Source organism: Streptomyces sp. NPDC003393, assembly GCF_053589015.1.
In genome coordinates, this window is the sequence record NZ_JBSFRB010000027.1 from 40,082 (window position 1) to 58,443 (window position 18,362).

The window sequence follows — 18,362 nt, forward strand, 5'->3', positions numbered from 1 at the left end:
CGCCCCTTTGCCGCGTGCGTCCGCCCGCTACGGCTGCGGGGTGGCGTGCGGCGTGCAGGTCACGTCCGCCGCGTCCAGCTTGCCGGTGAGCAGGTAGGCGTCCACCCGGCTGTTGATGCACGGGTTGACGAGACCGGTGACGCCGTGGGAGCCCGCGTCCTTCTCGGTGATCAGACGGGAGCCCTTGAAGCGCTTGTGCAGCTCGACGGCGCCCTGGTACGGGGTGGCCGCGTCGCGCGTGGACTGCACGATCAGCACCTGCGGCAGTCCCTTGCCGGTCTTGACGTTCACCGGGGTCCGCTGCTGAACCGGCCAGGTGGCGCACGGCAGGTTCATCCAGGCGTTGGACCAGGTCAGGAACGGGTACTTGGCGTTGAGCCGGGTGTTGTCCCGGTCCCACTTCTGCCAGCTGGTGGGCCACTTGGCGTCGGTGCACTCGACGGCCGTGTAGACGGCGTTGCCGTTCTCCGAGGAGATGTTGCCCGCGGTGTCGGACATGTCGGGGGCGGCGGCGTCGACGAGCGCCTGGGTGTCGCCGGCGAAGTACTTGCTGAACACCGTTGCGACCGGGGCCCACGCGGAGTCGTAGTACGGGGCGCCCTGGAAGAAGCCGAGCAGTTCGGTGGGGCCGACGACCCCGCCGATCGGGTTCTTCTTCGCGGTGGCGCGCAGCTGGAGCCACTTGGCCTGGACGGCGTCGCGGGTGGTGCCCAGGTGGAAGCTGGCGTCGTTCTTCGCGACCCAGTCCTCCCAGTCCTTCCAGCGGCCCTCGAAGGCGACGTCCTGGTTCAGGTTGGCCTGGTACCAGATGTTGTCCTTCGCCGGGTTGACCACGCTGTCCACGACCATCCGGCGGACGTGGCCCGGGAAGAGCGTGCCGTAGACGGCGCCGAGGTAGGTGCCGTAGGAGACGCCCAGGTAGTTGATCTTCTTTTCGCCGAGCGCGGCGCGGATGACGTCCAGGTCGCGGGCGGTGTTCGGCGTGGTCATCTGCTCGAGCATCGCCCGGCCGGTGCGGTCCAGGCAGCCCTCGGCGTACTCGCGGGCGAGCTTGCGCTGCACGAGTTTGTCGGCCTCGGAGTCGGGCACCGGGTCCAACTTGGGCGCCTTCACGAACTCCTGCGGATCCATGCAGGAGATGGGCGCCGAGTGGCCGACACCGCGCGGGTCGAAGCCGACGAAGTCGTAGGCCTTCGCCACGTTGGCCCAGACGGGGTTCTTGGCGGTGACCCGGGCCGGGAAGCGCAGACCCGATCCGCCCGGACCACCGGGGTTGTAGACGAGAGCGCCCTGGCGCTCCTGCGGGGTGCCGGTATTGCCGATGCGGTCCACGGCGAGCTTGATCTGCTTGCCGAAGGGGTGCGCGTAGTCGAGCGGCACCGAGACGTACCCGCACTGGATGGGCTTGGCCAGTCCCCAGTCCTCGGGGCAGTCCTGCCAGTCGACACCGGCCGCGGCGGCGCGGGCGGCGGCGACGGCGGCGCCGATCGCCTCGCGGTCCTTGCCGTGGCGGCTGTCCGCGCTGGCCGCGGGGGCGGACACGGCGCCGGCTATCAGGGTCGCCGTGACCAGCGCACCGGCCGAACCGAGCGCCATGGCCCGGCTCTTCGCTCTGATGTCCCTCAAGTAGGACCTCCCCGTACATCGTTACGAATCGAGTACGGGGGATCCTTCCGGCTGTGAGGTCCCTGAGAACAGGGGGCGTTGACCTTCTTTGCCAATCCGATAACCGGCGCGGCTTGTTCCGCTCAGCGGAGATCCTGCGCACGCCGAGCGGCCCGCTCGAACGTCTCCCGACCCGTCGCGCCACCCATGCGACGGGGACACACCGGGGTTGACGGACGGCCGAGGGCTGCGGCGGGTGGCTGGATCTCGCCGGCGGGCTGTCGCGGGGACAGCGGGAAGCCCGGTCCCCGCGCGGTGACGAGGCAGCGGCCCCTCTCGGGCCGTCTACGCCAGGCAGCCGTCCAGCCAGTCGAAGACACGCTGCTCGAACAGCGCGCGGCCCATCGGCTCGCAGTGCAGGTGCGCCCCCTCCGACTCGGTGAAGCGCACCAGGTGCTTCGGACCTGGCAGCAGGTCGTACAACTCCCGTGCGGCGCCCGGCCAGAAGTGCTCGCCGTCCGGGTCGGTGACCAGCAGCGGGGTGGTGATCCGGCCGGCGACGGGCGTGACGTCGTACCGGGAGACCTCCGTCAGCAGGTCGAACGGCGACTCGATGCCGTACGGCTTGGCCCGCCAGCGCCACATCGCGGCCGGCCCCGGGTCCTGGCGCAGGCCCTCCTCCATGAAGCCGTCGAAGGCGTCGCGGTCGCCGGACTCCCACAGGCCGCGCAGCTCCGGTCCGAGGTTGCGCCACCAACTGTCCGCCACCCGGACGACCCCCGGGTCGGCGACCGCGGCGGCGATCCGGTGCTCGAAGGCGAGCGCCCGCGGGACCCAGTAGCCCGCCTGGCTGATCCCGGCCAGGGCGAGCCGCCCGGGATCGACGTCGGGGCGGGCGAGGAGGAAGTCGACGACCGGGGTGATCACGTTCTCCCAGTCCGGCCGGAAGGTCACCTGCCGCTCGAAGAGCATCGACTGCTGGCCCGGGCCGTCGAAGAGCAGCACCCGGTAGCCGCGGGCCACCGCCGGGGCGCCGAGCAGCGTCCAGGCGGAGCTGACCGGGCCGTCGCTGCCGTTGTTGACGATCAGCGTGGGCAGCGGACCGGACCCGTTTAGAGGACCGACCAGGTATCCGGGCAGCGAGGTGCCCTCGTACGGGATCGAGACCGGCTCGGCCGGTGGGTCCCAGGCCCGCAGGAAGCGGTCGAAGCACGCGCGGTGCGCGGGAAACACCTCGGCCAGCCGCTCGCCGGGGTCGGCGACCGCGTCCACGCCCACCAGCGCGGTACCGAAATACCCGGCGGCCCGCAGCCAGCAGTCCCGGGCGCTCGCCGTCCGCCCCTCGGCCGCTGCGCGCTCGGCCCGCTCCCGCACCCCGCGGGCCAGCTCCGCCCAGGCCGTGAACCAGGCCTCCCCGTCCCCGTCCGCCACGGCGGATGCGGTGGCCAGCACCTCGCCCACGTCGGCGCCCTGCCGCCAGGCCGAGCCCAGGGCGAGCCGGATCTCGTAGTCGAACTGCTCGTTCGCGCTGAATCGGTGGCCCATGGCGACTCCCGGTCAGGTCGTAGCGACACCCCTCGACCGTCCGGACCGCAGGTTCACGCCAGGAGACTTCCGGCCGGTCCGCACCGCGGGCCACACGCCCCGCCGTCCCGGAGGGTGCGAGCGGCCGCACGGCGGCACGATGGGAGAGGAGACGGGGCGCGTGATCCGGCGGGAGGAAACCATGGCCCAGCAGACAGCGACGAAGGCCCCGGCGAAGAAGTCCGCCGGTGCCGGCAGTGTCTTCCTCTCCTTCGCACCGTGGATCATCTTCGGCGTGGTCGCGAGCCCCAGTACCTGGGAGTACGCGGCGCTCGCCGCCCTGGTCGCCTCGCTCGCCCTGTCGGGGCACGACATGCTGCGCGGCAGGCTCCGCGTCCTGGACGTGACCGGCATCGTCTTCTTCGCCGTGATCTGTGTCCTCGCGCTGGCCCTGGACCGGGCGCAGCTGCTCTGGCTCGAGACGTACGCGCAGGTCATCTCCAACGGTCTGGTGGCCGTCGTGGCGCTCGGATCGCTGTTCGCGGACCCGTTCACCGCGCAGTACGCCCGGGAGTCGACACCCCGCGAGGTGTGGGGCTCGCCCGTCTTCACGCACATCAACCGCGTGCTGACGGCGGTGTGGGGGCTGACTTTCGCGCTGATGACCCTTTCCACCTGGCTGGCCGTCCGGTACCCCGCCCAGGACGACTGGTTCAACTGGCTCGTCCCGGTGGCCCTGCTGGTCGTGGTCGTGAAGTTCACCGAGCACTATCCGGAGGCGTACAAGGCGCGCCCGGCGCACGGAGACGTGTGACCCGGCGGGATCACCGCAGGCCACACGGCTAGACTCGAACATGTGAACGAAGGCAAGCCGTCCCGTCTCGAGCTGCTGCACTTCGCGCGTCGCGTGATCGTGCAGCAGGCGACGGCCGCGCTGGCGCAGATCGACGGGTGGATCGCGGCGGAGGAACGGCGGGAGGCCGAGCGCCGCCGCGGTGAGGAGATGCGGCCGCCGCCTCCGGAGTGGTTCATCGAGGTGGGCCTCAACAAGGGCAACCTGCTGGCGGTGCACACGGGCGACTGCTGGGACCCGGGGAAGCGGCGGCGGCCGGTGACGCGGGCCGAGGCGCTGGACGCGCTGACGCGCCTGCAGGTGACGGCGTGCTCAAAGTGCAGGCCGGACACGGCGCTCGGCGTCCTGGAGTAGGCCGGCTGGCCGGATCGTCCGCTGACGGTGCGGCGCCCGCGCGAAGTGCGGCACGCCGGCGGTGGTGATGTCCGCGCGGATCCGGGCGAACCGTATGAATCGGACCTGAGGGCTGTCCCGCCATCCCCGGCGGGCGCGCGGATCACGGGACAGCCCTCAGCGGGGCTCCGGTCCGGGGTGCTCCGCCGTGATGCCGAAGCGGTGCTGTTCGCGCGGGACGGCGGGGACGTCCCGGACCTGGGAGACTGCGCCGATCACCTGCTCTCCGGCGGGCTCCTCGCTCTCACGCTCGAGCCGTTCCAGGTCGGCGGCGGAGACCAGGGCGACCAGAGGCTTGCCGTGCCGTGTGACCACGACGCGCTCACCGCCGTAGACCACGCGGTTGATCAGGTCGGCGAGTTCAGCCCTGGCTTGCGTCACCGGAATCTCGTAGGCCATACCCCCACCTTACGGGGCGTCCGAGCTCGCCCTCAGGGCTCGGAACGGCCCACGGGCAGGCCCGCCGTGTGCCGATCGAGTGCCCGCCTCAGCTCCTCCAGTTCGGTGTCGGACAACGCGCCGCCCTGCGCGAACTTCAGGACGTGCTCGGCGACCGTGCGCACCTTGGTGTTCGTGCGCTGCGAGACCTCCCGCAGGACCCGCCAGGCGTCGTCGGGCGGCACTCCGGCGAAGGCCACCACGGCGCCGATGGCCTGGTCGATGACCGCGTGCGAGGTCACGGCGTGCCGCAGCTGGCCGATCTCCTCGTGCAGCCGCTCGTGCTCCAGCACGAGATCGGTCACGGAGAGCGGCTGAAGGGGATGCCACCGGGAAATCGCGAAGAACGCCATGGAGATCTCCTGGGTCGTCGAACGGCCGGAGTTCCATCTCCAGCTTGCTCCAGGACCCTCCGGAGCACGACCGGAGACCGGGCGAGCGACGCATCACCGTGCGATCCCCCCCGACATCCACCCCTGATCGTGTACGTCCTGTACATTTTTTACAGAACTCTTTCCGGAGGAGACGCACCATGAACCCACCGCCCGACCACTCCGCCCCACCGGAGTTCACCGAGCTCACGAGCGCCGGACGACGCACCCTGGACCCGTACGCGAAGCTTCTGGAGGAACGGATCGTCCTGCTCGGCACACCGATCGACGACATCTCGGCGAACGACGTGATCGCACAGCTCGTCCATCTCGAGCACCAGAACCCCGACCGGGAGGTGTTCCTCCACATCAGCTCGCCCGGCGGCTCCTTCGAGGCCATGGCGGCCATCCACGACACGATGGCGTTCGTCGCCTGCGACGTGGCCACGGTCTGCCTGGGCCAGGCCGTCTCGGCCGCCGCGGTACTGCTGGCCGCGGGCGCCCCGGGCAAGCGGTCCGCGCTGCCCGGCGCACGGATGGTGCTGCGGCAGCCGTCGCTGCCCGAGCCGGTCGAGGGGCAGGTGTCCGACCTGTCCGTCCGGGCGGAGGAGCTGCTGCGTGTGCGGGCCCGCCTGGAGGGCATGCTCGCGCGGCACACCGGGCGTGCCCCGGAGCAGGTGACCGCGGACCTGGACCGCGAGCGGATCCTGGACGCGCGGGGCGCGCTGGAGTACGGGCTCGTGGACCGGATCGTCCCGGGCCGTGACGCCGTGCGGACCGCTTCGGACGCGGGGTGAGCCGCCGATGCTGCCACCCGAGCCGCCGCCGCTGCCCGCACTGACCCGCGCCGAGGCGGAACTGATCGACCGATACCTCGACGTGGTGGACCTGCTCGGCCGGATCAACCCGGGCCGGCCCGGCGACACCTACCGGGGCCTGAGGGCCGCCCAGGCCCTGGCCGGCAGGGCGGCGGAGCTGCGCGAGGCGCTGACCCTGATGCATCGGCGGGGCGAGACGGAGCTGCACGCGGCGACCCTGGCGCGGGCGCTGCGGGTCCTGGACGGCGACCGGCGCACGGCCCGCGTCACGGTGCCGCCTCACGGTGCGAGTTGACGTCACCGCAGCCCCCCGACGGCCGGACGGTGGAGACACGGCGCGCGTGGATGGGCCGGAACGGCCCACAGGGCGTACGGCCTTTCGGTGGAAACGGCGATCCCCCTTCGGGGCCGCAGCGGTTGCGCGGCGCACCTGCCCCACTTGGCGCAACGAGGTGTGACGACGCTGGTCCGGGCCTCGCTCCGGATGGCGACGGGCGTTCGGGGACCGGGGGTGTCCACCCGAACGGACGAGTGGTGAGTAACAACACAAATCACCTGTCCCACTGGGACTTTCGGAGATCCGTGGGCCAAGATCCCTGTCTGACGACAAGCCCCCGCCGCAGCGGCGGGGCGGTCCGGGCGGACGCCGAGTCCTGCCGCCGCCCGGACGACCGGTCGACGGCAGTGGATCGGCAGGAGTGGAGGACCCGAGCACGACGGGTCGCCGGTTCGGTCACGCCATGGCCGGGCCGAGCAGCCCTTGGGGTGAAGCCGCGTGTCGCGCGGCCGGGCTACTTCGCCAGCCCGAATCCGACAGGTCATCCTTCACAGGCGGCTGACGAAGGGTTGCGCATGACTGCGCTCAATCGTGTCCCGTCGTTCGTGGCCCGGGCCGGTACGGCCTCGGCCCTGACCATCGCCGCCGTGGGCGGCTCGATCGTGGTGCCGGGCTTCGCGCCGGACGCCTCGGCCGCGACCCTGGCGACCAAGGCGCTCAAGATCGCGGCATCCAAGAAGGGCTCCCCGTACCAGTGGGGAGCGACCGGTCCGCGCAGGTTCGACTGCTCCGGGCTCACGCTGTACTCGTTCAAGAAGGCGGGCAAGCGGCTGCCCCGCACGGCCGCCCAGCAGTACAACAGGACCCGCCACATCTCCGCACGCAGCCGCAGGGCCGGGGACCTGGTGTTCTTCCACTCCGGCTCGTACGTCTACCACGTCGGCATCTACGCCGGTACGGGCAGGATCTGGCACGCTCCGAAGACCGGCGACGTGGTGAAGTTGCAGAAGATCTGGACCCGGAGCGTCTGGTACGGCCGGGTCCGCTGACGAGCCCGAGGCGGTGGCGGGGCCTCGGGGCCGCCACCGCCTCGGGCCGCCACGCACCCCGCCGGCCCCGCCTACGGCTCCTGCCGCACCGCCGTCGTGACCGGGCGGCGCTCGAAGGTCCACGGCAGCTCGATCCAGACTGTCTTGCCGCCCTCACGGGTGGGCCGCACGGTGAGGCTGCCGCCGCACTCCGCGGTGAGCCATCGAATGATCACCATTCCCCGGCCGTTGTCCTGCTGGACGGCGGCCGGCAGTCGTCTGGGGAACCGCGGGTGACTGTCGGTCACCCCGATGCGCAGCTGTTCGTCGCGGTCCAGGACCATGTCCACCGTGAAGGTGGGCGACTGCCCGAGGGTGTGCTGCACGGCGTTGGTGGCGAGTTCGGAGACGATGAGCCGCACGGTGTCGGCGGTGTCCGTGTCCGACGACGGCAGGCCCCACTCCGCCAGGGTGTCCACCACATAGGTCCGGGCGGCGGAGACCGAGGCGGGATCGCTCGGCAGAGTGACGGATGCTTCCAGATGGTCTGCCATGGCGACGTCGTCCCTTTCCCACGGGACCGGGGTCCGACACGGAGTGGATGGTTCGAGTACGGTCCCGGACTGGTGCTTCGCCGTCAGACTGCCACCACCGGGCCGGTCGCGGGTGGCGATCCACCAAGATATGCATATATCTGTCGCTCGAAGCGGTGAACTCTGCGACGGCCGAGCGTATTCGGCGCGAGTTCCCGAAGGCTGTCACCTCAGGCGCAGAAGAGTTAAGGAGCAGTCGATGCAGCACGGTCCCGCGGTGCGCCGCCGGAAGCTGGGCGCCGAACTGCGCGCACTGCGCGCCGAAGCGGGCCTCACCAGTGGTGAGGCGGCCCGGCTGGTGGGCTGGCACCAGTCGAAGGTGAGCCGGATCGAGACCGGTGCGAGCGGGGTGAAACCGGCCGATGTGCGGTTACTGCTGGACGCCTACGCGGTCCGCGACTCCCGACTGCGCGATCTGCTCATGGTGCTGGCGGGCTCCGACGGCGGCGACGAACGGGAGCACTGGTGGCACGCCTATCGGGGCGTACTGCCGCCGACGTACCGGGACTTCATCAGCCTGGAGTCCCAGGCCACCGCGATGCGCACGCTGGAGACCTCGGTGGTGCCGGGGCTGTTGCAGACCCCGGAGTACGCCCGCGCGGTGACCCGGGCCGCCGTGGACGGGCTGGACGACGAACGGCTGGACGCCCTGGTGGAGGTGCGGCTGGCCCGGCAGGACGTGCTGCGGGCCGATCCGCCGCTGGAGCTGCACGCCGTGCTGGACGAGGGGGTGCTGCGCCGGGAGGTCGGCGGGCCGGAGGTGATGGCGCGCCAGCTGGAACGTCTGACCAGTGCGGCGCGGCTGCCTCAAGTGCGGCTCCAGGTACTGCCGTTCGCCGCCGGGGCGCACATCGGCATCACCGGGCCTTTCGTAATCTTTTCATTTTCGAATACTTCTGATCTGGACGTCGTTGTTCTCGACCACTTGACGAGTAGCCTCCACCTCGAACGGAAAGAAGACCTAGAGGCCTACACAGAGGCCTTCAACTCCCTTCGGTACCACGCGCTTTCGATCGAGGACTCGTTGGACTTCATCGCCGCGATACACCACGACAGGTGACGGCACGGCACGCAACCGCATAAGGAGGCACCATGTCCGCTTTGCCGCGGCACGTACCTTCCCCTACGGATCTGCACGGTGTGCGGTGGCTGCGCAGCAGCTACAGCACGGGAGCCAACAACTGCGTCGAGACGGCCCGCCCGGCCTCAGGGCCGTGCGCCGGACTGCTCGCCGTGCGCGACTCCAAGGCCCCGGCCGGACCCGCGCTGCTCTTCTCCCCCGAGAGCTGGGCGGTCTTCACGGCCGCGGTGCACCGCATCTGAGTCCCTGTCCGGTGACCCACGGCCGTGTCACGCCGACTCATGGCCGCGTTTCACCGATCACCCGTACAGCGCGTTCGATCTGAGCCCCGGAGAGGTCGGCACGGGCGGTCAGCCGGAGCCGTGAGATGCCGTCGGGCACGGAAGGAGGGCGGAAGCAGCCGACGGCCAGGGCCGCCGCACGGCAGTCGGCCGCCCAGCGCACGGCCTTCTCCGGGGACGGCGCCCGCACGGAGACCACCGCGGCGTCCGGGCGCACCGCCGCGAGCCCCGCCTCGGTCAGGCGTGCGTGCAGTTCGGCCGCCACCGTGCGCGCCCGCGCCGCCCGCTCGGGCTCGCGGCGCAGCAGCCTCAGGGCCGCCAGGGCCGCGCCCGCCGCGGCGGGGGCCAGGCCCGTGTCGAAGATGAACGTCCGGGCCGCGTTGACCAGGTGCTCGATCACCCGGGCGGGCCCGAGCACCGCACCGCCCTGGCTGCCGAGCGACTTGGACAGCGTGACCGTCACGACCACGTCGTCGGCGCCCGCGAGCCCCGCCGCGTGCGCGGCTCCGCGGCCGCCGGCGCCGAGGACGCCCAGGCCGTGGGCGTCGTCGACGACCAGCCCCGCGCCGTACTCCCGGCAGACCGCGGCCGACTCGGCGAGCGGGGCCGCGTCCCCGTCCACCGAGAACACGGTGTCGGAGACGAGGACCGCCTCGCCCGCGTGGGTGCCGAGCGCCTTGCGCACAGCCTCGGGATCGGCGTGCGCGACGACCTGGGTGGTGGCGCGGGCCAGCCGGCAGCCGTCGATGAGCGAGGCGTGGTTGCCCGCGTCGGAGACGATCAGCGAGCCGTGCGGCGCGAGAGCGGTGACCGCGGCGAGATTGGCGGCGTATCCGGAGGAGAACACGAGAGCCGCCTCGAAGCCGCAGAAGTCGGCCAGCTCGCGCTCCAGTTCCGTGTGCAGTTCGGTGGTGCCGGTGACGAGCCGCGATCCGGTGGAGCCGCCGCCCCAGGCGTGCGCGGCAGCGGCGGCCGCGTCGGTCACCTCGGGGTGGCGGGCCAGCCCCAGGTAGTCGTTGCTCGCCAGGTCCAGCAGCGGCGAGTCGGCGGGGCGGGGCCGCAGGGTCCGTACGAGTCCGGCCCGGCGGCGCGCGTCCGCCTGCCCGTCGATCCAGCCGAACGCCATGGTTCCTCCGGGCTTTTGTAGGCAGTGCACAGACACTAGCCCGACGACCAGCCGGGCATCGTGTGGCAATACCCACACGTCGAACCGGCGGTAGTTGTACGAACCCTCCTTGGCCCGGGACGGTTCCGTAGGACAGGATCAACTCTCATGGACCTGCTGAACACGCTGGTGGACAAGGGGCTTCGGCGCGAACTGCCGACCCGTGAGGAAGCTCTGGCCGTGCTGGCCACCTCCGACGACGACCTGCTCGATGTGGTGGCGGCGGCCGGAAAGGTGCGCCGTCACTGGTTCGGCCGACGGGTGAAACTCAACTATCTGGTCAACCTCAAGTCGGGTCTGTGCCCCGAGGACTGCTCCTACTGCTCTCAGCGGCTCGGCTCCAAGGCCGACATCCTCAAGTACACCTGGCTCAAGCCGGAAGAGGCCTCCGCGGCCGCGGCGGCCGGACTGGCCGGCGGCGCCAAGCGGGTCTGTCTGGTGGCCAGCGGGCGTGGTCCGACCGACCGCGACGTGGACCGGGTCTCGGAGACCATCAAGGCCATCAAGGACCAGAACGAGGGCGTCGAGGTGTGCGCCTGCCTCGGACTGCTCTCCGACGGCCAGGCCGAGCGCCTGCGCGAGGCCGGGGCCGACGCCTACAACCACAATCTCAACACCTCCGAGGCGACCTACGGCGACATCACCACCACCCACACCTACGCCGATCGGGTGGACACGGTGACCAAGGCGCACGCGGCCGGGCTGTCCGCCTGCTCCGGACTCATCGCCGGCATGGGCGAGAGCGACGAGGACCTGGTCGACGTGGTGTTCTCGCTGCGCGAGCTGGACCCGGACTCGGTGCCGGTGAACTTCCTCATCCCGTTCGAGGGCACCCCGCTGGCCAAGGAGTGGAACCTCACCCCGCAGCGCTGTCTGCGCATCCTGGCGATGGTCCGGTTCGTCTGCCCCGATGTGGAGGTACGCATCGCCGGTGGCCGCGAAGTGCACCTGCGCACGATGCAGCCGCTCGCCCTGCACCTGGCCAACTCGGTCTTCCTCGGTGACTACCTGACCAGCGAGGGCCAGGCCGGCAAGGCCGACCTGGAGATGATCGCGGACGCCGGGTTCGAGGTGGAGGGCGCCGACCAGGTGACGCTGCCGCAGCACCGGGCGTCCGGCGGCTGCCACGACGGCGGGGTGTGCGGCACCGCGGCCGACGCGGCCCCCTCGGCGAGCGAGCCCCGCACGGACCTCGTCGCCGTACGCCGCCGGGGCGCCGGAACGGATCTCGCACCCAATGCCTGATCCGCACGACCCTTCCGAGCCGAGCGTGTCCCGGCTGCTGGAGCTCGACCGGCGGCACGTGTGGCACCCGTACGGCCCGATGCCCGGCCGTCAGGAGCCGCTCGTCGTGGACTCGGCGAGCGGGGTCCGTCTGAAGCTGAGGCTCGCCGACGGAACCGACGACGAGGTCGTGGACGGCATGTCGTCCTGGTGGGCGGCGATCCACGGCTACAACCACCCGGTGCTCAACGAGGCCGTCCGTGCCCAGCTGGACCGGATGAGCCATGTGATGTTCGGCGGGCTCACCCACGAGCCCGCCGTCCGACTCGCGAAGCTCCTTGTCGACATGTCGCCCGACGGTCTGGAACATGTCTTTCTCGCCGACTCCGGGTCGGTCTCGGTCGAGGTCGCGGTCAAGATGTGCCTGCAGTACTGGCGCTCGCTGGGCCGGCCGGCCAAGCGGCGGCTGCTGACCTGGCGGGGCGGCTATCACGGCGACACCTGGCAGCCGATGTCCGTGTGCGATCCCGAGGGCGGGATGCACGAGCTGTGGACCGGCGTGCTGCCGCGCCAGGTGTTTGCCGAGGCGCCACCGGCCGAGTACGAGGAGGCGTACGCCGCCCATCTGCACGAGCTGATCGAGCGCCACGCCGGTGAACTGGCCGCCGTGATCGTCGAACCGGTGGTGCAGGGCGCGGGCGGGATGCGCTTCCACTCCCCCGCCTATCTGCGGGTGCTCCGCGAGGCGTGCGACGCGCACGACGTGCTGCTGGTGTTCGACGAGATCGCGACCGGGTTCGGCCGCACCGGCGCGCTGTTCGCGGCGGAGCACGCGGAGGTGACGCCGGACGTGATGTGCGTGGGCAAGGCGCTGACCGGCGGTTACCTGACGATGGCGGCGACGCTGTGCACCGCGCGGGTGGCCGACGGGATCTCCCGGGGCGAGGTGCCGGTGCTGGCGCACGGTCCGACGTTCATGGGCAACCCGCTGGCGGCGGCCGTGGCCTGCGCCTCGATCGAACTGCTGCTCGGCCAGGACTGGCGCACGGAGGTGGAACGGATCGAGGCGGGACTGCGGACGGGCCTGTCCGACGCGGCCGGGCTCGACGGGGTGAAGGACGTCCGGGTGCTGGGCGCCATCGGGGTCGTCCAGCTCGACCACCCGGTGGACATGGCTGCGGCGACCCGGGCCGCCGTGCGCGAGGGCGTGTGGCTGCGGCCGTTCCGCGACCTGGTGTACACGATGCCGCCGTATGTCACGGGAGACGAGGACGTGGCACGGATCGCCCGCGCGGTCCGCGCGGCGGCACGGGAGGGATGAGATGCCGGTACTGGTGGTCACGGGAACGGGCACGGAGGTCGGCAAGACGGTCACGACGGCGGCGGTCGCCGCCGCGGCCGTCGCGGCGGGACGGTCCGTGGCGGTGCTCAAGGCGGCGCAGACCGGGGTGGGCCCGGACGAGCGCGGGGACGCGGCGGAGGTCGCCCGGCTCGCCGGTGCGGTGACGGCGTGTGAGGTCGCCCGCTATCCCGAGCCCTTGGCGCCCGGGACGGCCGCGCGCCGGGCCGGGCGGACGCCGGTGCGTCCGCAGGACGTCGCCGAGGCCGCCGCCAAGCTGGCCACCGAGCACGATCTGGTGCTGGTCGAGGGGGCCGGCGGTCTGCTCGTACGGTTCGACGAGGCGGGCGGCACGCTGGCGGACGCGGCACAGTTGCTGCGGGCCCCGGTCCTGGTCGTCGCCTCGGCCGGTCTGGGCACGCTGAACACCACCGAGCTGACGGCCCGGGAACTGCGCGGCCGCGACCTCGACCTGCTGGGCGTGGTGATCGGCGGCTGGCCCGCCGAACCCGACCTCGCCTCGCGCTGCAACGTGGCCGATCTGCCGAAGGTGGCCGGTGCCCCGCTGCTGGGCGCCCTGCCCGACGGCGCCGGGGTCCTCGCCCCCGCGGACTTCCGGAGGGCCGCCCCGAAGTGGCTGGCGCCCCGCCTGAACGGCAGCTGGGACGCGGCGGCGTTCGCCCGGCGGGAGGCACCGGCGCCGTTCGCCTGACGCCTGTACGCGGCGGGCCCGCGGAGCTCCCTCAGTCGGGCGGGTGATGGCCCTTGCGGCCGGGCGGGTCCGTGCGGTGGAGTCGTAGGCAGGAGTACGGGGGACACTCCCCGTAGGCCCGTCGCGTCCGGGAGGTCGTCATGTCGCTGCGGTCCACCGGCTCCGGCCAGGTGACGCGGGATGCCGTGCACCATCCGCTGTTCGCCCGCTGGTACACGCGGCTCAGCGTGGCCGCCGAGGCCAGGATGGGGATGGCCGGGGTCCGCGAGCGGCTGCTCGGCGGGCTGGCCGGGCGGGTGATCGAGATCGGCGCGGGCAACGGGCTGAACTTCGCCCACTACCCGGACACCGTCTCGGAGGTCGTCGCGATCGAGCCTGAGCGCCTGCTGCGGCAGAAGGCCGTGGCGGCGGCCCGGCACGCCGAGGTCCCGGTGGACGTGGTGCCGGGCTCTGCGGAGGCGTTGCCGGTCAAGAGCGAGGGCTTCGACGCGGTGGTGTTCTCGCTGGTGCTGTGCAGTGTGCGCGATCTGCCGCGCGCCCTCGCCGAGGCGCGGCGGGTGCTGCGGCCGGGCGGCGAGGTGCGCTTCTTCGAACACGGCACGGGCGGCGGCCCGGCGATGGCCCTCACCCAGCGCGTCCTGGACCGCACGGTGTGGCCGCTGCTGGCCGGCGGCTGCCATCTCTCCCGCGATCCGGTCGCCGCCCTGCGGGCGGCGGGGTTCGAACTCGGGCCCTACCGGAGGGTGATGATGCCCGAGACCGGGCCGGTCCTGCCCAGCTCGTACTGCTCGCTGGGCACCGCCTGGCGGCCGCCGGCGGACGCCGCGACCCCCCGCCGCTGAGCGGACCTCTGTTCGTACGGCCCGCTCACGGGCGCCACCGGCGCAGCGCCGCGCGAGATCCTCACCGACGCCTCACATCTCCCCGGCTCCCCCCTCTCCGCCCGTCCGGCCACCGTCCCGCCGGCCCGGTCGGCCGAACCGCCGGCACCCGCGAGACGCCGCCCCTGGGACGGGAGGAGCCGAGCCTCCGGTCGACGGGTGCCCCCTACACCTGAATCGGGGCGCCCACCCGAGGGTGGAGCCGGGGGTGGAGATCGGCTCGGCCCAACGGGGGATACCGGCTGCGCGCCCGGTCACACTACGCTCGACGGGGGACAAAGCAGTCATAGATCAGCACGTTCCACGTCCACGCACCACCGAGGAGGGCACTGTGTCCACACCCGCTCCGGTGTCGGGCCGGGCGTCGTCCGGCGGGATCGCCGCCCGCGCCCGCGGTCTGACCAAGGCCTATGGTTCGGGCGAGACCGCCGTGCTCGCGCTGGACGCGGTGGACGTCGACATCGCCCGCGGCCGTTTCACGGCGGTCATGGGTCCCTCCGGTTCCGGGAAGTCGACCCTGATGCACTGCCTGGCGGGTCTGGACACCGTCTCGGCGGGGCGCGTGTGGATCGGCGACACCGAGATCACGGGGCTCGGGGACCGCGAGCTGACCCGGCTGCGGCGGGACCGGATCGGGTTCATGTTCCAGTCGTTCAACCTGATCCCCACGCTGAACGCGCTGGAGAACATCACCCTGCCCATGGACATCGCAGGGCGGGCACCCGACCAGGCATGGCTGGACCAGGTCATCGACACCCTCGGGCTCAGGAACCGGCTCGGCCACCGGCCCTCCCAGCTCTCCGGGGGACAGCAGCAGCGCGTGGCGTGCGCGCGGGCGCTCGCCTCCCGGCCCGAACTGATCTTCGCGGACGAGCCCACCGGCAATCTCGACTCGCGCGCCGGCCTGGAGGTGCTCGGCTTCCTGCGGGACGCCGTCGACAGTCTCGGCCAGACCGTCGTCATGGTGACCCACGACCCCGGCGCCGCCGCCCACTCCGACCTGGTGCTCTACCTCGCCGACGGACGCATCGTGGACGAGCGGGAGCACCCGACCGCGGAAGCCGTGCTGGAGCGCATGCGCCTGTTCGCCGGGGAGGCCGACCGGGCGGCGGGTCCCGCTCTCGGGACCCCGCTGCGCGGCGGGGACGGCACCGCCGTCGGGGAGGCCTGACCCCGGTGCTCAGGGCGACACTGCGCAGCTTCCTCGCACACAAGGGGCGGCTGCTGCTCTCGGCCCTGGCCATCGTGCTCTCCGTGGCCTTCGTCGCGGGCAGCCTGATCTTCTCCGACACCGTCAGCCGCACCTTCGACCGGCTGTTCGCCTCGACCGCCGCCGATGTCACGGTGGCGCCGAAGCAGGAACTGAGGTCGCCGGTGCGCACGGGCGCGGTGCAGACCGTGCCGGCGTCGCTCGCCCGGCGGGTGGCCCAGGTGCCGGGCGTCGCGGCGACCCAGGTGGACGCGACCGTCGAGAACGTGGTGGTGGTCGACAGCAGCAACGAACCGGTCGGCCCGACCACCGGCGCGCCCACCATCGCCCGCAACTGGGAGGTCACCGGCCGCAGCCCGGTGAAGCTGACCTCCGGTCACGCACCGCACGGGGACGGCGAGGCGCTCCTGGACGCCGACACCGCCCGGCACAAGCGCGTGCGGATCGGGGACGTGCTGACCGTGCAGGCCCAGCCGGGCACGTTCCGGGTGCGGGTGGTCGGCATCGCCACGTTCACCACCACCAACCCGGGCGCGGCGCTGCTGTTCCTCGACACCCCGACCGCGCAGGCCAAGCTGCTCGGCTCCACCTCCCGTGCGACCAGCATCTCCGTGGAAGCCGCCGCTGGCGTCACCGACGCCCAGCTCAAGCAGCGTGTGGCCGCGGCGGTGGGCAGCGGGACGTACGACGTGAAGACCGCCGGTGAGCAGGCCAAGTCGGCCGCCGCGAGCCTCGGCGAGTTCCTGAAGATCATCAAGTATGTGATGGTCGGCTTCGCCGGGATCGCGGTCCTCGTCGGGATCTTCCTGATCGTCAACACCTTCTCGATGCTGATCGCCCAGCGCACCCGGGAACTGGGCCTGGTGCGGGCCCTGGGCGCGGACCGGCGGCAGGTGCGGCGGTCGGTGCTGACCGAGGCGGTGCTCCTGGGCGTGGTGGCCTCCACGCTGGGTCTGGCGGCCGGCATCGGCCTCGCGGCCGGTCTCATCCGGCTCCTGGGCGTCTTCGGCATGAACCTGAGGACGACCGAGATGGTCATCGGCTGGGCCACCCCGGTCGCGGCCTACGTCGTCGGCGTGGGCGTCACGTTCGTGGCGGCCTATCTCCCGGCCCGCCGCGCCGCGGCCGTCTCCCCGATGGCGGCCCTGGCGGACGCGGAGGTGGCCGGGTTGGGACGGCCGCTGCGGGTGCGTGCGCTGGTGGGCGCGGCCATGGGGGCGGCCGGTGCGGCGGCGCTCGGGGGCTGCGCGGCCGCGAGCAGGACCGCGACCGCCGCCTCGCTGCTGGGAGTGGGCGTCGTCCTCACGCTGATCGCCACGGTGGTCGCCGGGCCGCTGCTGGTGCGCCCGCTGATCCGGGTGCTGGGCGGGGTCTTCCCGGCGGTGTTCGGGGCGGTCGGGCGGATGAGCCAGCGCAACGCCCTGCGCAATCCGCGGCGGACCGGCGCGACCGCTGCCGCGCTGATGGTGGGGCTGGCCCTGGTCGGCGGCATGTCGGTGGCCAGCGCCTCCATGACGCGCTCCTTCGACCGGCAGATCGACAAGACGCTCGGCGCCGACTACATCGTGCAGAACCGCAACTTCCTGCCCTTCTCGCAGCAGATCACCGAGGCGGTGCGCCGCACCCCGGGCGCGGGTACGGTCGTACGGCAGCGGCTGGCGGCGATCGCGGTGCGGCTGCCGGACGGCAAGCGGGTGGAGACGGCGGCCAGTGGCTTCGACCGGCAACTGGACGCGGTCGCCCACATCACGTACCGGGCGGGTAACTCCGCGGCGGCGCTGGCCGACGGGCACCTGGCCATGGACATCGACTTCGCCCGGAGGCACGGCGTGCGGGTGGGCAGCGTGCTGCCGGCCGAGTTCCAGAGCGGGCGCCGGGGCGAGCTGACCGTGGCGGCCCTGACCGACCAGGACCAGGCCGAGGGGTTCGGCCTCCAGGGCGGGCTGTACCTCGGCCTCGGCACGCTGGAGAAGTACGTGCCCGGCACCGAGGACGTGGCCGTGTTCGTGAACGCCGCCCCCGGCACCGGCGCCGGCGAGCTGCGCTCCCGGCTGGAGCGGAACCTCGCCCCGTATCCGAACGTGCAGGTCCGTGACCAGGCGGACTACAAGAAGCTGGTGCACGACCAGATCGCGGTGCTGCTCTATCTCGTCTACGCGCTGCTCGGCCTGGCGATCGTCATCGCGGTGCTCGGCGTGGTCAACACGCTCGCGCTGTCGGTGGTGGAGCGCACACGGGAGATCGGGTTGCTGCGGGCGATCGGGCTGGCCCGGCGGCAGCTGCGGCGGATGATCCGGCTGGAGTCGGTGGTGATCGCGGTGTTCGGCGCGGTCCTGGGCTTGGGCCTGGGCCTGGTGTGGGGCGTGTGCATCCAGCGCGTCCTGGCGCTGCAGGGTATGACCGCGCTGGCGATCCCGTGGGGCACGATCGTGGCGGTCGTGATCGGTTCGGCCGTCGTGGGGATCGTGGCGGCGCTGCTGCCGGCGCTGCGCGCGTCCCGGATGAATGTGCTGGCGGCGATCGCGCACGAGTGATGGAATCACCGCAGGAGCTCAAGTAGCCTCCGGCG

19 protein-coding genes are annotated in these 18,362 nt (G+C 72.3%); 13 read left to right on the forward strand and 6 right to left on the reverse strand.

Going from position 1 to position 18,362, the window contains the following annotated elements; translation table 11 throughout:
• Window positions 1-27 precede the first annotated feature (27 nt).
• On the reverse strand, window positions 28-1,596 hold the full coding sequence (locus ACWDUZ_RS24300; RefSeq protein WP_451633964.1) for an alpha/beta hydrolase: 1,569 nt from the start codon (window positions 1,594-1,596) through the stop codon (window positions 28-30).
• A 354-nt stretch (window positions 1,597-1,950) separates the two neighbouring features.
• The gene (locus tag ACWDUZ_RS24305; protein ID WP_451633898.1) at window positions 1,951-3,150 is read right to left on the reverse strand and encodes an alpha/beta hydrolase family protein; all 1,200 of its coding nucleotides are present in this window, start codon (window positions 3,148-3,150) and stop codon (window positions 1,951-1,953) included.
• Between the two features lie 181 nt (window positions 3,151-3,331).
• Between ACWDUZ_RS24305 and ACWDUZ_RS24310 the strand changes: the two genes are divergently transcribed.
• Window positions 3,332-3,943 (forward strand): hypothetical protein, encoded by a 612-nt coding sequence (locus ACWDUZ_RS24310; RefSeq protein ID WP_451633899.1) that lies wholly within the window; start codon window positions 3,332-3,334, stop codon window positions 3,941-3,943.
• Between the two features lie 42 nt (window positions 3,944-3,985).
• On the forward strand, window positions 3,986-4,336 hold the full coding sequence (locus ACWDUZ_RS24315; protein WP_451633900.1) for a DUF6233 domain-containing protein: 351 nt from the start codon (window positions 3,986-3,988) through the stop codon (window positions 4,334-4,336).
• Window positions 4,337-4,492: 156 nt separating this feature from the next.
• Here the strand turns inward: ACWDUZ_RS24315 and ACWDUZ_RS24320 are convergent, their stop codons facing one another.
• Together ACWDUZ_RS24320 and ACWDUZ_RS24325 are read right to left on the reverse strand one after the other, a co-directional pair.
• Window positions 4,493-4,774 carry a type II toxin-antitoxin system Phd/YefM family antitoxin gene (locus tag ACWDUZ_RS24320; RefSeq protein ID WP_451633901.1) on the reverse strand — a complete coding sequence of 94 codons (282 nt, stop codon included), beginning with the start codon at window positions 4,772-4,774 and terminating at the stop codon, window positions 4,493-4,495.
• Between the two features lie 32 nt (window positions 4,775-4,806).
• Window positions 4,807-5,166 carry an ANTAR domain-containing protein gene (locus tag ACWDUZ_RS24325; protein ID WP_451633902.1) on the reverse strand — a complete coding sequence of 120 codons (360 nt, stop codon included), beginning with the start codon at window positions 5,164-5,166 and terminating at the stop codon, window positions 4,807-4,809.
• Between the two features lie 179 nt (window positions 5,167-5,345).
• On the opposite strand from ACWDUZ_RS24325, the gene ACWDUZ_RS24330 reads away from it, so the two are divergent.
• The 3 genes from ACWDUZ_RS24330 to ACWDUZ_RS24340 all read left to right on the forward strand — a co-directional run bounded on the left by ACWDUZ_RS24330 (window position 5,346) and on the right by ACWDUZ_RS24340 (window position 7,328).
• Window positions 5,346-5,981: an ATP-dependent Clp protease proteolytic subunit gene (locus ACWDUZ_RS24330; RefSeq protein WP_451633903.1), complete on the forward strand. Its 636-nt coding sequence runs from the start codon at window positions 5,346-5,348 to the stop codon at window positions 5,979-5,981.
• A 7-nt stretch (window positions 5,982-5,988) separates the two neighbouring features.
• The gene (locus ACWDUZ_RS24335) at window positions 5,989-6,297 is read left to right on the forward strand and encodes a hypothetical protein (RefSeq protein ID WP_451633904.1); all 309 of its coding nucleotides are present in this window, start codon (window positions 5,989-5,991) and stop codon (window positions 6,295-6,297) included.
• 557 nt (window positions 6,298-6,854) lie between these two features.
• On the forward strand, window positions 6,855-7,328 hold the full coding sequence (locus ACWDUZ_RS24340) for a C40 family peptidase (RefSeq protein WP_451633905.1): 474 nt from the start codon (window positions 6,855-6,857) through the stop codon (window positions 7,326-7,328).
• Between the two features lie 71 nt (window positions 7,329-7,399).
• Here ACWDUZ_RS24340 and ACWDUZ_RS24345 read toward each other — a convergent pair whose 3' ends face one another.
• Window positions 7,400-7,861: an ATP-binding protein gene (locus ACWDUZ_RS24345; RefSeq protein ID WP_451633906.1), complete on the reverse strand. Its 462-nt coding sequence runs from the start codon at window positions 7,859-7,861 to the stop codon at window positions 7,400-7,402.
• Between the two features lie 238 nt (window positions 7,862-8,099).
• On the opposite strand from ACWDUZ_RS24345, the gene ACWDUZ_RS24350 reads away from it, so the two are divergent.
• Window positions 8,100-8,960, forward strand: coding sequence for a helix-turn-helix domain-containing protein (locus ACWDUZ_RS24350; protein ID WP_451633907.1), 861 nt, complete (start codon window positions 8,100-8,102; stop codon window positions 8,958-8,960).
• Window positions 8,961-8,992: 32 nt separating this feature from the next.
• On the forward strand, window positions 8,993-9,223 hold the full coding sequence (locus ACWDUZ_RS24355; protein WP_451633908.1) for a DUF397 domain-containing protein: 231 nt from the start codon (window positions 8,993-8,995) through the stop codon (window positions 9,221-9,223).
• Window positions 9,224-9,260: 37 nt separating this feature from the next.
• On the opposite strand, the gene ACWDUZ_RS24360 is transcribed toward ACWDUZ_RS24355, so the two are convergent.
• Window positions 9,261-10,388: an 8-amino-7-oxononanoate synthase gene (locus tag ACWDUZ_RS24360; RefSeq protein WP_451633909.1), complete on the reverse strand. Its 1,128-nt coding sequence runs from the start codon at window positions 10,386-10,388 to the stop codon at window positions 9,261-9,263.
• A gap of 147 nt (window positions 10,389-10,535) precedes the next feature.
• Between ACWDUZ_RS24360 and bioB the strand changes: the two genes are divergently transcribed.
• The 6 genes from bioB to ACWDUZ_RS24390 all read left to right on the forward strand — a co-directional run bounded on the left by bioB (window position 10,536) and on the right by ACWDUZ_RS24390 (window position 18,327).
• Entirely contained in the window at window positions 10,536-11,672 is a 1,137-nt protein-coding gene (gene bioB, locus ACWDUZ_RS24365) for a biotin synthase BioB (RefSeq protein WP_451633910.1), read from the forward strand.
• Window positions 11,665-12,972, forward strand: coding sequence for an adenosylmethionine--8-amino-7-oxononanoate transaminase (locus ACWDUZ_RS24370; protein ID WP_451633911.1), 1,308 nt, complete (start codon window positions 11,665-11,667; stop codon window positions 12,970-12,972). Before bioB ends, ACWDUZ_RS24370 begins: the two co-directional genes overlap by 8 nt.
• 1 nt (window position 12,973) lies before the next feature.
• Complete coding sequence (gene bioD / locus ACWDUZ_RS24375; RefSeq protein ID WP_451633912.1) at window positions 12,974-13,702, forward strand: dethiobiotin synthase; 729 nt, start codon at window positions 12,974-12,976, stop codon at window positions 13,700-13,702.
• Between the two features lie 140 nt (window positions 13,703-13,842).
• On the forward strand, window positions 13,843-14,544 hold the full coding sequence (locus ACWDUZ_RS24380; RefSeq protein WP_451633913.1) for a class I SAM-dependent methyltransferase: 702 nt from the start codon (window positions 13,843-13,845) through the stop codon (window positions 14,542-14,544).
• 370 nt (window positions 14,545-14,914) lie between these two features.
• A complete protein-coding gene (locus ACWDUZ_RS24385; protein WP_451633914.1) occupies window positions 14,915-15,754 on the forward strand; it encodes an ABC transporter ATP-binding protein in 840 nt (279 codons plus the stop codon).
• A 5-nt stretch (window positions 15,755-15,759) separates the two neighbouring features.
• Window positions 15,760-18,327, forward strand: coding sequence for an ABC transporter permease (locus ACWDUZ_RS24390; protein ID WP_451633915.1), 2,568 nt, complete (start codon window positions 15,760-15,762; stop codon window positions 18,325-18,327).
• The last annotated feature ends 35 nt before the right edge of the window (window positions 18,328-18,362 follow it).